This window comes from Pseudomonas sp. R3-18-08 (assembly GCF_003852065.1).
Lineage (GTDB): Bacteria > Pseudomonadota > Gammaproteobacteria > Pseudomonadales > Pseudomonadaceae > Aquipseudomonas.
The window spans coordinates 3391188-3405963 of the sequence record NZ_CP027729.1 but is presented as its reverse complement, the minus strand read 5'-3'; the positions used below and the strand labels follow the sequence as shown (position 1 = coordinate 3405963).

14 protein-coding genes are annotated in these 14776 nt (G+C 61.5%); 12 read left to right on the top strand and 2 right to left on the bottom strand.

Annotated features, from left to right (window positions below; genetic code table 11):
• Positions 1-57: 57 nt before the first annotated feature.
• The 9 genes from C4J92_RS15530 (at position 58) to aqpZ (ending at position 9510) form a co-directional block, all read left to right on the top strand.
• Complete coding sequence (locus C4J92_RS15530) at positions 58-603, top strand: fimbrial protein (protein WP_124404501.1); 546 nt, start codon at positions 58-60, stop codon at positions 601-603.
• 61 nt (positions 604-664) lie between these two features.
• On the top strand, positions 665-1405 hold the full coding sequence (locus C4J92_RS15525) for a fimbria/pilus periplasmic chaperone (protein ID WP_124404500.1): 741 nt from the start codon (positions 665-667) through the stop codon (positions 1403-1405).
• A gap of 34 nt (positions 1406-1439) precedes the next feature.
• Positions 1440-4037 (top strand): fimbria/pilus outer membrane usher protein, encoded by a 2598-nt coding sequence (locus C4J92_RS15520; protein ID WP_256657414.1) that lies wholly within the window; start codon positions 1440-1442, stop codon positions 4035-4037.
• A complete protein-coding gene (locus tag C4J92_RS15515; protein ID WP_124404499.1) occupies positions 4037-5137 on the top strand; it encodes a fimbrial protein in 1101 nt (366 codons plus the stop codon). Before C4J92_RS15520 ends, C4J92_RS15515 begins: the two co-directional genes overlap by 1 nt.
• A 9-nt stretch (positions 5138-5146) precedes the next feature.
• The gene (locus C4J92_RS15510) at positions 5147-6364 is read left to right on the top strand and encodes an EAL domain-containing protein (RefSeq protein ID WP_164487539.1); all 1218 of its coding nucleotides are present in this window, start codon (positions 5147-5149) and stop codon (positions 6362-6364) included.
• The gene (locus tag C4J92_RS15505; RefSeq protein WP_124404498.1) at positions 6361-6762 is read left to right on the top strand and encodes a response regulator; all 402 of its coding nucleotides are present in this window, start codon (positions 6361-6363) and stop codon (positions 6760-6762) included. The genes C4J92_RS15510 and C4J92_RS15505 overlap by 4 nt, the downstream gene beginning before the upstream one ends.
• Before the next feature lie 134 nt (positions 6763-6896).
• On the top strand, positions 6897-7190 hold the full coding sequence (locus C4J92_RS15500; protein ID WP_305955136.1) for a type 1 fimbrial protein: 294 nt from the start codon (positions 6897-6899) through the stop codon (positions 7188-7190).
• Positions 7191-7312: 122 nt separating this feature from the next.
• Complete coding sequence (locus tag C4J92_RS15495) at positions 7313-8497, top strand: sugar transporter (RefSeq protein WP_124371024.1); 1185 nt, start codon at positions 7313-7315, stop codon at positions 8495-8497.
• A 308-nt stretch (positions 8498-8805) separates the two neighbouring features.
• Positions 8806-9510 carry an aquaporin Z gene (aqpZ, locus tag C4J92_RS15490; protein WP_124404496.1) on the top strand — a complete coding sequence of 235 codons (705 nt, stop codon included), beginning with the start codon at positions 8806-8808 and terminating at the stop codon, positions 9508-9510.
• A gap of 42 nt (positions 9511-9552) precedes the next feature.
• Here aqpZ and C4J92_RS15485 read toward each other — a convergent pair whose 3' ends face one another.
• Positions 9553-10794: a methionine gamma-lyase gene (locus C4J92_RS15485; protein WP_124404495.1), complete on the bottom strand. Its 1242-nt coding sequence runs from the start codon at positions 10792-10794 to the stop codon at positions 9553-9555.
• Positions 10795-10917: 123 nt separating this feature from the next.
• Between C4J92_RS15485 and C4J92_RS15480 the strand changes: the two genes are divergently transcribed.
• Positions 10918-11388, top strand: a complete 471-nt coding sequence (locus C4J92_RS15480; RefSeq protein WP_124367355.1) for an Lrp/AsnC family transcriptional regulator — start codon at positions 10918-10920, stop codon at positions 11386-11388.
• 12 nt (positions 11389-11400) lie between these two features.
• Here the strand turns inward: C4J92_RS15480 and C4J92_RS15475 are convergent, their stop codons facing one another.
• Positions 11401-12813, bottom strand: a complete 1413-nt coding sequence (locus C4J92_RS15475; RefSeq protein ID WP_124404494.1) for a PLP-dependent aminotransferase family protein — start codon at positions 12811-12813, stop codon at positions 11401-11403.
• A gap of 156 nt (positions 12814-12969) precedes the next feature.
• On the opposite strand from C4J92_RS15475, the gene C4J92_RS15470 reads away from it, so the two are divergent.
• Both C4J92_RS15470 and C4J92_RS15465 read left to right on the top strand, forming a co-directional pair.
• On the top strand, positions 12970-13602 hold the full coding sequence (locus tag C4J92_RS15470) for a LysE family translocator (protein WP_124404493.1): 633 nt from the start codon (positions 12970-12972) through the stop codon (positions 13600-13602).
• An 80-nt stretch (positions 13603-13682) separates the two neighbouring features.
• On the top strand, positions 13683-14741 hold the full coding sequence (locus tag C4J92_RS15465) for a diguanylate cyclase (RefSeq protein ID WP_124404492.1): 1059 nt from the start codon (positions 13683-13685) through the stop codon (positions 14739-14741).
• The last annotated feature ends 35 nt before the right edge of the window (positions 14742-14776 follow it).

Genomic DNA, 14776 nt, shown 5'->3' with positions numbered 1-14776 from the left:
TGGCAGTCCAACCAGACTTGGCGACGGTGTTCATAACCTTCCCTTTGGAGCAGTACCATGAAAGTTCAAGCACTTACCCTCGTCGCCCTGTTCAGCGCAGCTGCTGCCCAGTTCGCCAGCGCTGCTGACGGCACCATTAACTTCAACGGTGAACTGGTCAACCAGACCTGCACAATCGCTGTGGACGGCGTGGTTACCCCGGCCGTGGCCACCGTGACACTGCCGACCATTTCTACCGGTCTGCTGACGGCGGCGGGCCAGGCCGAAGGTCGTACGGGTTTCAATATCCAACTGAGCAACTGCGTGGGCACCGCCGCTACCGCCGCTGCTTTCTTCAACTCCGGCGCCACTGTGGACCCGGTGACCGGCAATCTGAACAACATGACCGGCACTGCAACCAACGTACAGCTGCAATTGGTCGATGCCCAGGGCGGCGCGGTTATTCAGGCCGGCAACACCAACCAGCTCACCCAGACTACGCGCAACACTATTGACGGTACGGGCGCAGCCAACATGCCATATGCCGTGCAATACCTGGCCACCGGCGCTACCACGCCAGGTACCGTGATCAGTTCCGTGACCTACAACGTCGACTATCAGTAAGCCGTTCGCCTATCTGCGCGCCGAGTTCAGGCGCGCCGATATTCGGCTGATGAGGTGAGTTATGTTCTGTTTTAAAAACCTACGTTGTGGCGTTTCGCTGGTGCTGGCGGCATTGGCCTGTTCCCAGGCAATGGCCGGTGTGGTGATTACCGGGACCCGCTTGGTGTACCCGGCGAGCCAGAAAGAAATCACCGTCAAGCTCAATAACAACGGTATGAAACCGGCGCTCGTACAAGCCTGGGTTGATACCGGTGATCTGCGGTCCAGCCCGACCAGTTCGAAGGCACCGTTTGTGCTCTCGCCCCCCGTATCGCGAATCGATCCGAGCAAAGGGCAAAGCCTGCGCCTGATGTTTACCGGCGCACCGCTGCCGGGTAACCGGGAGTCGGTGTTCTGGCTCAACGTGCTCGAAATCCCACCCAAGGCAGCAGGTGCATCGGATCTCAATGTGCTGCAAATGGCGTTTCGCTCGCGCATCAAGATTTTTTACCGTCCCGACGGCTTGCCCGGTGCGCCGGTCGATGCCCCGACCCTGCTGCAGTGGACGGTGATCAAGCAAGGCCAGGGGTATGCGTTGCAAGCGTTCAACCCGACGGCCTACCACGTTTCCCAGGTTGAGCTGGCATTGGCGAGCGGCAACCAGCGTTACGAGAGTGAAAACGGCATGGTCGGCCCCGGTGAAACCAAAGTGTTCGCCCTGCCAGCGCTCCAGTCGCCGCCGGCCGCTTCTGCTCAGGTGGAATTCAACGCCATCAATGATTACGGCGCGCTGATGCCGATCAAGCAACCGCTCACGCCCTGACCTTCACGCGAACGCGCCTGCGCACGAGTAATTTATGACGACTTTCCAACGTCTGGGCCACGGCTGCCAGGCTTGCCCTCGCTTTGCCTTGAATTCTGTAACAGCGCTGATGTTCAAGGCCCTGGCTTTGCTGCCCGGTGTCTTGACTGCGCCATTGGCATGGGCCGAAGAGGTGCAATTCAACGATGCCTTCCTGCCGGAAGACTCGCGTAGCCTTGACCTGACCCAATACGAAAAAGGTAATCCGGTGTTGCCGGGTCAGTATCGTGCGGACGTGGCGGTCAACGGCACCTTGGTCAGTCGCCAGGACATTCGCATCAATGCCGAATCGGACGGCAGCCAGCCTGTGGTGTGCATCACCCGCAGCTTGCTTGAGCTGATCGGTGTGGACATGCACAAATTATCGGTACAGGCCACGTCCGAACTGGAAAGCGGCGCTACGTGTCTTGCGCTTGGGCAGTTGATCGAAGGGGCGACGGCGACGTTTTCCCCTGCCAACCAGCAGTTGGATATCAGCCTCCCGCAGATCGCCCTGCGTCGCGACGCCCGGGGCTATGTGAGCCCCGAACTGTGGGACCGCGGCGTGACTGCTGCAACCCTGAGTTACACCTTCAATGCCAACCACAATAAAACCGATTTCGGCAATTACGACTCGGCCTACCTGGGCCTCAACGCGGGTTTGAACCTGGGTGACTGGCGCCTGCGCCATAACGGCTCGATGAACTGGCAGAAGGATACGGGCCAGGTTTACCAGACGCTCAACACCTACGCCCAGCGCGATGTGACCCGCTTGAAAAGCCAATTGACCGTGGGGGAAGCGAACACCAGCGGCGAGATCTTTGACACGTTGGCCTACCGTGGTGTGCAACTGGGTACCGACGACCGCATGTTGCCGGAATCCCAACGCGGTTACGCGCCGGTTATCCGCGGCATCGCCCGGACCGGGGCCAGGGTCGCGGTGCGCCAGGCCGGCAATCTGTTGTACGAAACCACGGTGGCACCGGGCGCGTTCGTGATTGACGACCTGTATTCCACCGGTTACGGCGGTGACCTTGAGGTCACCGTGTACGAAGCGGACGGCAGCGAGCAGCGCTTTGTCGTGCCTTACGCGGCGACTGCGCAACTCTTGCGTCCGGGCACATCGCGTTTCAGCGTGACGGCGGGTGAGACCCGCAGTAACTACCTCGACCGCCAGGCCAAGCTTGTGCAAGGCACCTATCAGTTGGGCCTGACCAATATTTTTACGGGTTATGGCGGTGTCCAGGGCAGTGACGATTACCGTTCCGTACTGGGCGGCCTGGCTTTCAGCACCCCGCTGGGTGCCGTGGCCGTTGACCTGACCCGGGCACAGACCCGGCTCAAGGGTGGCCAGGCCAACGGTCAGAGCGCCCGCGTGAGCTACAGCAAAAACATTCTCAGCACCGGCAGCAACTTTGCTGTAGCCGCTACTCGCTTTTCCACACAGGACTATCTGGATTTCAGTAACGCCATGCAACTGCTCGATGCCGAACGCAACGGGCTCGACACGGCGTCGTATGGGCGGCCGCGCAGTCGCCTGTCGCTGACCGCCAACCAGAGTCTGGGCGACTGGGGACAAGTGGCGTTCAGTGGCTTCACTCAGAACTACTGGAACCAATCCGGACGGGACGTGCAGTACCAGTTCAGCTACAACAAACAAGTCCGCCAGGTCAGTTATGGGATCAGCGCCAATCGCAGCCGTGTGGGGCTGGGCGAAATGGACAGCAGCGTGTTGTTTACGGTGAGTATGCCGCTGGAGTTTGGCAAGTCGTCCAACCAGCCACAGCTATCGGCGCGAGTCATGCGCGATACCCAAGGTCAATACAGTCAGCAAGCGACCCTCAGTGGTACGGCCGGTGAAGACCGTCAGTATCAATACAGCCTGACCGGTGGTCATGAGGGCGCCACTGGGGCCAATAGCACCTCGGTCAATGGCCAGTACATCGGGCCAAAGGCAATCGTCGGTGCCACGGTCAGTCGCGGCGAAGGCTATGACAGCCTGTCCGTGAATGCCAGCGGCAGCGTGGTCGCTCATCCTGCGGGCGTAACCTTCACGCCTTATCGCGGCGAAACCCTGGCGGTTGTCAGTGCGCCGGGGGCCGAAGGTGCCAAAGTCGTCGGATTTCCTGGCTTGAAGCTCGACGCTCGCGGTAATGCCGTGGTGCCTTATTTGCGTCCTTATGAGTTGAACGAGGTGGCGATCGACCCACTGGGCACCTCGCTGGATGTGGAACTGACCGAAACCAGCCAGCAGGTCGCGCCACGCGCCGGGGCGGTGGTGGCGCTCAAGTACGGCACCAGTAACGGCCAGGCCGTGTTGCTCAACGTGACCTTGGCCGATGGCGGTGCGCTGCCGTTTGGCGCCACGGTTGATGATGATCGTGGCGTATCGGTCGGCGTGGTCGGGCAGGGCGGCCAGCTCTACGCACGGGTCAAGGACGACGCGCGCCGGCTGTTGATCAGTTGGGGGCCGCAAGCCGGGCAGCAATGTGCATTGGCGTTGCCGCCAGGGAAAAGTGATGGCAAACAACTGCGCCAAGTGGACGTTGTGTGCTCGATGGTTCAATTCGATAAACGCGTTGCTTCTGTGAACAGCGCACAGGAGACATTGTGATGAAAGCCATGCAACGGTTGAAAACAGGTGCGCTGGTGGCAGGGTTGTGGCTGGCGGCGGGGGCAGCGTTCGCTGACTGCAATATCAACGCCGGCTCAATGAAGATGGTGCGTACCCAACCGCTGTTGGGCGGGAATCTGACCGTGGGACGCGATGTGCCGCTGGGGGCGGAGATTTATCGGCAAACCTTCACCCCTGTCAGTGGGTTGACGGTGGGATGCTCGGCAGGCAATTACAGTATTGAGACCAGGCGTTCGTTAGCCTCCACGCCGCTGCCCCTGGCCAACTGGACCGGCACGCCCCACGGGGGGAAAGTCTATGAGACCGGGGTCAAGGGCATTGGCGTTGCACTCTGGTATTCCGGCAGCACGTTACCGTTTTCCGGGTTCGGCACCAACTGTGGCAATGGGACCGCCGGATGTAACTGGAATATCGGTCCCACGTTGGTGTTTGACATGTCGTTCATCAAGATCGGAGAGGTAAGCGCGGGCACGATCCAAGGCGCATTATTGCCAACCATGGCGCAAAGCTTCATCACCAGCAATACCGTCGAGTTTCAACAGGTCAACTTTTCCGGCAACATCAATATCGTCTCGCGCACTTGTTCGACACCGGACGTCAGTGTGCCGATGGGGACGCATTTGACCAACGAGTTCAGCGGCAGGAACACTTTTACTCCGTGGAAGGATTTTTCCATCGCGCTGAACAACTGTCCGGCCTTCAACGGCTATTACCAGGGCACTGGTCCGCGCTGGCTGAGCGACGGTACCTCGAACAACCTGGAATCGCGCAAGAACAACACTTTGCGCGTGCGCATAGACCCGACTGTGGCAGCCATCAACCCGGTGCTGGGCATCTTCAAACTTAACGCCAGTGCGGGGGGCGATGCGCCGGCTGCAACTGGCGTGGGCGTACAGATCGCCGACAGTCATGGCACCCCTTTGCCGTTGGCCACCTTGCGCGCCAGTGGCATTACTCCCCGAGCCGAGGAAGGTGCCAGTTATTCCATCCCGCTCAAGGCGCGCTACATCCAGACCGAAGACAGCATCAGCGCCGGCCCGGCAAACGCCACCGCCACGTTCACCATCGATTATTACTGAGCGCTTGCCATGACCTTTCTGCCTATTCGGGTATTGGTGCTTGAAGACCACCTTTTCCAACGCTCCATGGCCGTCAGCCTGCTCAAGCAGTTGGGGTGTCAGGAGGTGCTGCAAGCCTCCAGCGGTAGCGAGGCCCTGGCCGTCCTTCAATGTGCAGGCTATGTGGACGTCGTGGTGTGCGATCTGCAAATGGATGGCATGGATGGGTTGGAGTTCATCCAGCGCATCAGTGCCGCCGGGCAGGTGGGCGCGATTATCGTCAGCAGTGGCTTACCTGGCGATGTGCGCCTTGCGGTGCGGCAAATGGGCGCGCTGTTGGGCGTGAACATGTTGGGCGATGTCGGTAAGCCGCTGCTGAAGGAGACGCTGCAACCGTTGCTTGAGCTCGCGTTGAGACAAGGCCCGGTTCCAGGCGAACCCGCGACGGGCCTGGATACAGCTGATGAGCAACAGATGCGTAACGCCATGGCCGATCAGCAACTGGAGGCCTATTACCAGCCCAAATTCGACTTGCAGACCGGCGCGCTTCAAGGTGTGGAAGTGCTTGCGCGGTGGAACCATCCCTTCAAAGGCGTTCTATCGCCTGCGGTATTTCTGCCGGCGATCGAGCGCGCGGGCCTGATGGACGCCTTACTATTGGCCTTGATGCGGCAGGCATTGACGCTGCAGCGGCAGGTCAAGGGGATGGGGGTGAATTTGGGCCTGGCGTTTAACCTGCAAGCCGGCCAATTAGCCGATGCGGGTTTAATCGTTTTGATCAAAGATGTCCTGGCCGACTTCCAGGCATTGGGGTTTGGCATTACGTTCGAACTCACGGAAAGCGGCCTGCTGGAAGTGCCTGCGGTTTCTCTGGAAAACCTGGTGCGCCTGCGCATGATGGGTTGTCGATTGTCCATCGATGACTTCGGTGCCGGATTTTCCTCGTTGCAGCGCCTTTGCCAGTTGCCTTTCAACGAGATCAAGCTCGACGCCGAGTTTGTGCGTGGCCTACTGCAAGAACCGCGCTGCCGGGCGGTCATCGGCAGCACCCTGGCCTTGGGAAAAACGTTGGGCATGTCAGTGGTGGTTGAAGGTATCGAAACGCTTGAACAACACCAGGCGCTGCTCCAATTGGGATGCACCTTGGGCCAGGGGTATTGGTTCGCCCGACCTATGAAAGGGGATGACTTGCTGCGCTGGTTACAGCGCAACGCACCTTCCAGTCAGTTCAACGGTGGCGACCTGTGATCAATAAAGCGCTGCGCATCATGATCGCCGACGCTCAGCACATACGTCGGCTGCGTCTGGAGCGGGATATCAATCACCAAGGCTATTACGCCATTGCGCCAGTATCGAGCCTGGAACAAATGCTGGATCTACTCGGGTATGGCGAGCGAGGCTTCGATCTGCTGTTGGTCAATGCCCAGTTGGTGATCAGGGAGCGCTTCGACCTGCACGACTTTTTGCGGGACCTACCCTCAAGGGTGCACGTACTGATCTACGACATGCCTGTATGTCGCCTTGCGATATTGAGCGCCGAGGCCCGGGAGCGCACCGTTTGCACCCCGGCGCTATGGCCTGAAGGAGGACCCGTCAGAGCGTTACTACGCAGAGCTGATCCATTGCGTCTGCCGGTGTTTTCTTAAACAAAAACAGAAATACCTCAAGTCCGTACCAAAAATGACGACTACCTTCTCAATAACCCAGAAGGAGCGTCGGTATGAACGTAAAACGTTTATCAGTGATTGCAGGATTCGTTGCCCTTTGGACAGGGACGTGCATGGCGGCATCCCAGGGCGTGATCTCGTTCAGCGGCAGCCTGGTCGATGGACCCTGTGCGACAAATGCGCGCAGTAGCGCTTCGATGGAGTTGACCGGATGCACCACTGCCAGTCATGACACGCACATCGACGTGCGCAAAGTCGCCACGGTGGCCGGCATCGACGCAGCCAGTGCGCGGCTGGTGTCGCAGGCCCGTGTCGGGCGCTATTACGATCAGCAGTATCAACTGGTCGACTCGCTCGGCATGCCGATTCAATCCGGCGCTTATGTGATCACCCTGACGTCGCCCTGAACCTTCACGCGATAACCGGGCAGGATCGGCGCCAACAGCACCGCAGGAAACCTATAGAATGCTCAACGGCCCCGCGTGTCCTGCGCGGCCGTTTGATCACTGTCAGAGTACCTCGCCCGTCAATGAGCCTTTCAGCCGCAACCCCTCAAGCCAATTGGCAACCGGTCATCGCCCTGGCGCTGGCCGCGTTTGTGTTCAATACCACCGAATTCGTGCCGGTCGGCCTGCTCAGCGCTATCGGCGCCAGCTTCGATATGCCCGTGGCCAGCGTCGGCCTGATGCTCACTATTTACGCGTGGATCGTGTCGCTGACATCGTTGCCGGTGATGCTGCTCACGCGTAACGTCGAGCGGCGCAAATTGCTGATCGTGTTGTTTGGCTTGTTTATCGCCAGTCATATCCTGTCCAGCGTGGCGACCAGCTTCGGCCTGCTGATGGTCAGCCGCATCGGTATCGCCCTGGCCCATGCGTTGTTCTGGTCGATCACCGCGTCCCTGGCGGTGCGCCTGGCACCGGTGGGCAAGCAGGTGCAAGCCCTTGGCCTGCTCGCCACCGGCACCTCCCTGGCGATGGTGCTGGGCATTCCCCTTGGCCGCCTGCTCGGCGAAGCCATGGGCTGGCGCACCACCTTCCTGGTGATCGCCGCGTTTGCGGCCGCACTGGTGTTCTGGCTGGCGCGCACCTTGCCGCCGCTGCCGAGCCAGAACTCCGGCTCCCTGCGCAGCCTGCCGTTGCTGTTTAAACGCCCGGCACTGGTGGCGCTCTACGTGCTGACCGCGATGACCGTCACCGCACAGTTCACCGCCTACAGCTACATCGAACCCTTCGTCGAAGGTGTCGCCGGCCTGGGCGGCAGTGCGGTCACCCTGATCCTGCTGGTGTTCGGCGGCGCCGGTATCATCGGCTCGCTGCTGTTCAGCCTGGTGCATCGGTTCAATCCGCACGTGTTCGTGATCAGCTGCGTGTTCCTGCTCGCGGCCTGCCTGGCGCTGATGCTGCCGTTGAGCGGCGCCCAATCCTACCTGGTGGTGCTGAGCGTGTTCTGGGGCATGGCGATCATGGGCTTCGGCCTGGCGATGCAGTCCAAGGTACTGGTGCTCGCGCCGGACGCCACGGATGTGGCGATGGCGATGTTTTCCGGCATCTACAACATCGGCATCGGCGGCGGCGCGCTGATGGGCAGCTGGGTCGGCAGCCACTTCGGCTTCGCCTGGATCGGCGCGGCGGGCGGGTTGCTGGCGGCGCTGGGGTTGGTGGGGTATTGCCTGGCGATTCGGCGGTTTGGGACGGGGGTGGTGCAGAGCTGAACGGGAAAAATAGAGGGCGGCCCCGGGGCTAACGCCAGTCAGTCAAGGCTTTTTGTAGGAGCGAGGCGGGCGGCTAGCCCTTGCTCGCGAAAAACGTCAACGATAACGCGTGCTTCCTGAATAAACGCGGTGCCTGTGAGTTTTTCGCGAGCAAGCTCGCTCCTACAGACGGTGGTGTACGCTTAACTGACTGGCATTAGGGCAAGCCCCCTCCCACACAAAACCGGACAATTCCTACAGGGTTCATCGATGTCCATTGCTACCGTCATGCGGGACCGCCCACCCCCCGTGTGACGGCATGAACTGCAATGGAGTCGAGTGTGCAAAAGCGTTTGATCGCAGAGCTTCTGGGTACTTTCTGGCTGACCTTCGGCGGATGTGGCAGTGCCATTCTGGCGGCGGCGTTTCCAGAGTTGGGTATTGGTTTTGCAGGAGTGTCGCTGGCGTTTGGTCTTACGGTATTGACCATGGCCTATGCAGTGGGCGGTATTTCCGGCGGGCATTTCAACCCGGCGGTGACCATTGGCTTATGGGCGGGGCGTAGGGTGTGCGGTGCTGATGTGTTGCCTTACATCGCGGCGCAGGTGATTGGCGCAATTCTGGCGGCCGCAGCACTGTACTTGATCGCCAACGGCCAGCCCGGTTTCGAACTCGGCGGTTTTGCCGCCAACGGTTATGGCCCCCTGAGTCCCGGCCACTTCGACATGAAGTCCGCTGCATTGGCCGAGCTGATCGCCACGTTCTTTTTTGTGTTGATCATCATGCGCGTCACGGCGCCGGGCGCGGTTGCCGGCTTTGCACCCATCGCCATCGGCCTGGCGCTGACCCTGATTCACCTGGTGCTGATCCCGGTGACCAACACGTCGGTCAACCCCGCGCGAAGCACGGGGCCGGCGTTGTTTGCCGGGGCGCACTACCTGTCACAGCTCTGGTTGTTCTGGCTGGCGCCAATCGCAGGCGGGGTGATGGGTGCGTTGGCGGCGCGTGCGTTGGATGACCGCGATCCGGCTTGATGCACCTGGGGCTCCTTATAGCCCGTTACCACAGCCCGACGGTTATTTCCCCGCGTGCGCGGCCAGCAACGTTGGACGCGCAACCGCACGGGCACACTTGCCCAGTGCCTGTTGCACATCCGCCAACAGGTCGGCGACGTCCTCAAGCCCCACCGACAAGCGCACCAGGCCTTCGCTGATGCCGTGTTGCGCTCGTTCCTCGGGGGTGTAGGTGGAGTGGGTCATGCTGGCCGGGTGCTGGGCCAGTGATTCGGCGTCGCCCAGGCTGACCGCGCGGGTAAACAGCTTGAGCGCGTTCATGAAGCGCCGCCCGGTATCGATCCCGCCTTTGAGCTCGAAGGCAATCATGCCGCCGGATTGCTTCATTTGCCGCGCAGCCAGTTCGTATTGTGGGAAAGACGCCAGCCCAGGGTAGGTCACCCACTGCACGGCGGGATGCGCCTGTAGGGCTTCGGCCACCGCCTGGGCGTTGCTGCAATGGCGGTCCATGCGCAGGGCGAGGGTCTTGAGGCCGCGCATCAGCAAGGCGGCGTCCTGCGGGGACATTACCGCGCCGGTCAAGTCCTTGAGCCCGTGCAGGCGGATGCGTTGCGCTATTGCGTGACGGCTCACCGCAATGCCAGCGGTGATATCGCCATGCCCGCTGAGGTACTTGGTGGCCGAGTGCACCACCACATCGGCGCCCAGTTCCAGGGGCCGTTGCAGGTAGGGCGTGCAATAGGTGTTATCGACTACCACGGTGACATTCGGTTGTTGGTGGGCGAGCCGGGCCACGGCGGCGATGTCCACCAGGCGCAGGGTGGGATTGGCCGGGGTCTCGCAGTAGATCATGCGGGTCGCGGGGCCGAGTGCCGCTTGCAGGGCGGCCAGGTCGGTGAGGTCGACATGGCGCACCTTGATGCCGAATTCGCCGATGCCATGCAGCAGGGCGAAGGTGCAGCCGTACAGCGTCTGGCTGACGATTACCTCGTCGCCTGGGCGCAGCAGGGTCCAGAACGTCGCAGCAATCGCGCCCATCCCGGAACTGAACGCCACGGCCGCCTCGCCGTTTTCCAGGGCGGCCATGCGCGACTCCAGCAGGGCCAGGGTCGGATTCGAAATACGCGTATAGAAGTGGCCGCTGGCCTCCCCGGCAAAGCAGGCCGCGCCGTACTCGGCGGTCGGAAAAGCGAAAGTGGCCGACAGGTAGATCGGCGGTACCAGGGCGCCGTGATGGTCCTTGGGGTCGTAACCGTGGTGAATGGCGCGGGTAGAAAAACCGAACGCAGGGTGTTTATTGTTCATGTCGGGCGCTCCTTATTTCCTACAATGCTATGCTCATAACCACAGTTGAACGTTGCAAAAATGGCTCGAAACGCTGGCGTTCCTGGATGAAAACCCGCTAAAAACAATGAATAGAGGCACGTTATGCCTGTCAGCCTGGACCGCACCGATAAAGCCCTGTTAAACGCGTTGCAGGGCAACGCCCGCCTGACCGTGGCCGAACTGGCCGAGCGCGTTGCCCTGACCACATCGCCGTGCTGGCGGAGGGTGCGCAACCTGGAAGAGAGCGGGGTGATCAGCGGTTACCAGGCGATCCTGTCCCCCAAGGCCCTGGGCTATGGGGTGACCGCCTTCGTCAGCATCATGATGGAAAGCCACACTCAGGAAATCGCCCGGGCGTTCGAGCAGCGGCTGTTGGCGATTCCGGAGATTGTGGCCTGCCATAACGTGTCGGGGCGCTATGACTTCCTGCTGGAAGTGGTGGCTAAGGACCTGGAGTCGTTTGGCGAATTCGCCAGGGAAGTTCTGCAGACCCTGCCCTGTGTGAAAGAAATCTATTCGAGCTTTTCCTACAAGTCGGTGCGGCCGTTGCGGGTGATGCCGTTGCCGGGGTGACGGCACCGCCATTCAAGCCGCCCGTACCGCCTGCACCAACAACGCCTCGAATACCCGCTGCACCCGCGGCTCATCACTGTGGGCCACATTGAACCGCATCAGGTCGCGATGCGCCGGGTCGTAGCCGAACAGTGTGCCGGGCGCCAGCACCATGCTGCGCTTCAAGGCTTCCTGGGCCAGCAGCTCGCCGTTGACGCCGGGCGGCAGGCGCGCCCAGATAAACATGCCGCCTTCAAACGCCATCGGCAGTTCGCAACCGCAGCGCTTGAGCCACTGTTCGACGCGCCCACCGGCTTCCATCAGGCGCTGGACCATACGCTTGCGGTGCTTGGCATAGCTGCCCTCACTGAGCATGCGGTACACGATCTGCTCGAACAGCTCCGAGGTCACGCCGCCGCTCATCAACTTCATATTGGTCAGGTTGGCGGCCAGTTGTGGCGCGGCTACCACGTAACTGACCCGGGCGTTGGCGCTGAGGATCTTGGAGAACCCCGACAGGTAGGTGACCTGATCCAGCCCGGCGACGGCGGCCAGGCGTGGCGGTGGGTTGGGGTGCAGGTCGCCGTAGAGGTCATCCTCGACGATATGGCAGTGGTATTGCTGGGTCAGTTGCAGCAGGCGAAACGCCTGGCTGGGGCTGAAGGAATGGCCGGTGGGGTTATGCAAGACGCTGGTGGTCAGGTACAGGCTGGGCCGGTGTTCGGCCAGCAGGTGTTCCAGGGCGGTGAAGTCGAAGCCGTCGGGGCGACGTTCCAGGGTCACCACCTTGACCCCGTGCAGGGCCAGGTTGGCGTGGAAGTTGAAGTAGCACGGCGCGTCCAGCAGCACCGTGTCGCCGGGACGCGCCAGCAAGCGCATGAGCATGTCCAGGCCTTGCACGGTGTTGGGCGTGGTGATGATCTGTTCCACCGGCACCGACAGGCCTTCGCCGTGCAGTTTCTGTTGCAGCGCCTGGCGCAACGGCAACAGCCCGGCCGGCGTGCCGAGCCCGGCGATGCGCAGCGACGGCGCGCGCACCACGCTGCGCATGGCCTGGCGGATCGCTTCGCCGTTCAACCATGCTTCCGGCAAGTGCCCGCCGCCGGGGCGCAGCTCGCCACTGGCGGTGGCCAAGGGGCGGCGCAACACGCTGAGCAGGTCCTGGGGCAGCAGGTCGACCCAGGTCACCGACGCCGGGCGCGCATTGTCCATCGCCACGAAATAGCCACGGCCCTGGCGGGAGGTGAGCAGGTTGCGCCCGCGCAGGCGGTCCAGGGCCTCATTGAGGGTGAATTTGCTGACACCGAGGATTTCGGTCAACGCCCGCACCGACGGCAACTTGCTGCCGGGCGCCCATTCACCGGCCTCGATGGCCTGGCTGAAGGCCTCCACGATCTGCTGGACCTTGGGTGTGCCTTCCACGAAGGCGATGGCGGATACCAACATGAAGCGTCCTTTTGTTTACCGGTACTTTTACCGGTGAAGTCAGGCCCGATTAGGCATCACTTCACCTGCCTGGTGCAATGCCGTTCCCCTAGACTGCGCGCCATCTCGCCAGCAATTGACCGTTGTTGCCGGTCTATCCATTCAAGGTCCCTGACCATGACAAGTGCGTTAACGCTGTCTTCGTTTCTCTACTTCCTGCTGTTTTGCGCGACCATGACCTTCAGTCCCGGCCCCATGACCCTGCTGTTGTTGAGCCTGGGCTTGAAGGACGGCCTGCGCAGTTCGATCCCGGCGCAGATAGGCGCCAGTGTGTCGTACCTGATTTCGATCCTGATCTTTGCCGTGGGCTTTTCCGAGCTGATCAAGGGCAACCTCGCGATTACCCAGGCCATCCAGTTTGTCGGCGTGGCCTACATTCTTTACTTGGCCTACAAGCAGTGGACCAGCAGCGGCGTGTCGATCGACAAGGCCGGCGCCGTGGAGGGCTCGCGCAGCCTGTTCGGCAAGGGCTTGCTGACCGGCTTTTCCAACCCCAAGACCATCATCATGTTCAGCGCCGTCTTCCCGCAGTTCGCCGGGGCCGGGGAGCACAGCTCGGCGGCGGATATCGCGATCCTCGGCTTGACCTTCCTGTTGCTGCAATTTGCCAGTGGTTGCCTGTACTGCTATTTCGGCCAGCGCATCAAACACCTGCTGGAAAACCCCAAGCGGCGCGTGATGTTGCAGCGGATCACGGCAATAATGTTGCTCGGCGTGGCATTGATGCTGGCACGCGGGTTTTCGTACTGAAGTATTCGCCTGTAAGCAGTAGTGGCGATTTGCCGTCGCCCTGATAGACTCCAGGCATTCACCCAGGATTACCCCCCATCATGGCAGCCGTCGGAGGAAATGGACTTCCGCTCGCTTCGCGCTTGTACAAATCGCGCCTCCTGGGGCTGGCGCTCGGCTTTGTTTGCGTGGCGTTCGGCATGTATCCGCTGAACCCGTCCCCATGGGTGTGGGCCTGGATGCTGATCAACGCGTTTATCTGGCCGCACCTGGCGTTCCAAGCGTCGTTGCGTGCCGCTCACACCCTGCGCAGTGAGCGCCGCAACCTGCTGTTCGATTCCTTCTGCGGCGGCTTCTGGGTCGGCGCGATGCACTTCAACCCGCTGCCCAGCGTGACTACTTTGTCGATGATGAGCATGAACAACGTCGCCATCGGCGGTCCGCGCTTCCTGCTGGCGGGGTGGGTAGCCCAGGCGCTGGGCATCGCCATGGCGCTGCTGATAGTCGCGCCCGCGTTCATCGGCGTCACCACCCAGGCCCAGCTGTATGCCTGCCTGCCGATCCTGACGCTGTATCCCCTGGCCCTGGGTTGGATCTGCTACCGCCAGGCCCTGACCCTTGCGCGGCACAAGCGCGAACTGCTGGCCCTGAGCCGCACTGACAGCCTGTCGGGCCTGCTCAACCATGGCGCCTGGAAGGACCACCTGGAAATCGAGTTCCAACGTTGCCGCCGCGGCCAGGCCGGTGCGGCCATCGCGCTGATCGATATCGACCACTTCAAAATCATCAACGACACCTATGGCCATGTCACCGGCGATATCGTCCTGCGCCAGTTGAGCCGGGTATTGCGCCAGAACCTGCGCGCCACCGACCTTGCCGGACGCTACGGCGGCGATGAGTTCTGCGTGATCCTGCCGGACATGCCGCTCAACCGTGCCACTGAAGTGATGGACGCCTTGCGTGATCGTTTCAACGCCTTGGCCTACGCCCAGGACCCGACTTTGCGCGCCAGCCTGAGTATCGGCCTGGCGCCGTACCAGCCGAGCCACGCCGACGCTACCAGTTGGCTCAACGATGCCGACCAGGCCTTGTACGAAGCCAAAAGCAGCGGGCGCAATCGGGTCAGCTCGCTGCAGGGGGCTTGGTTGCGGTCCGTTTAGTGGGGTAGGGTGTGGCGGGCCCCCCCAACAAAAAA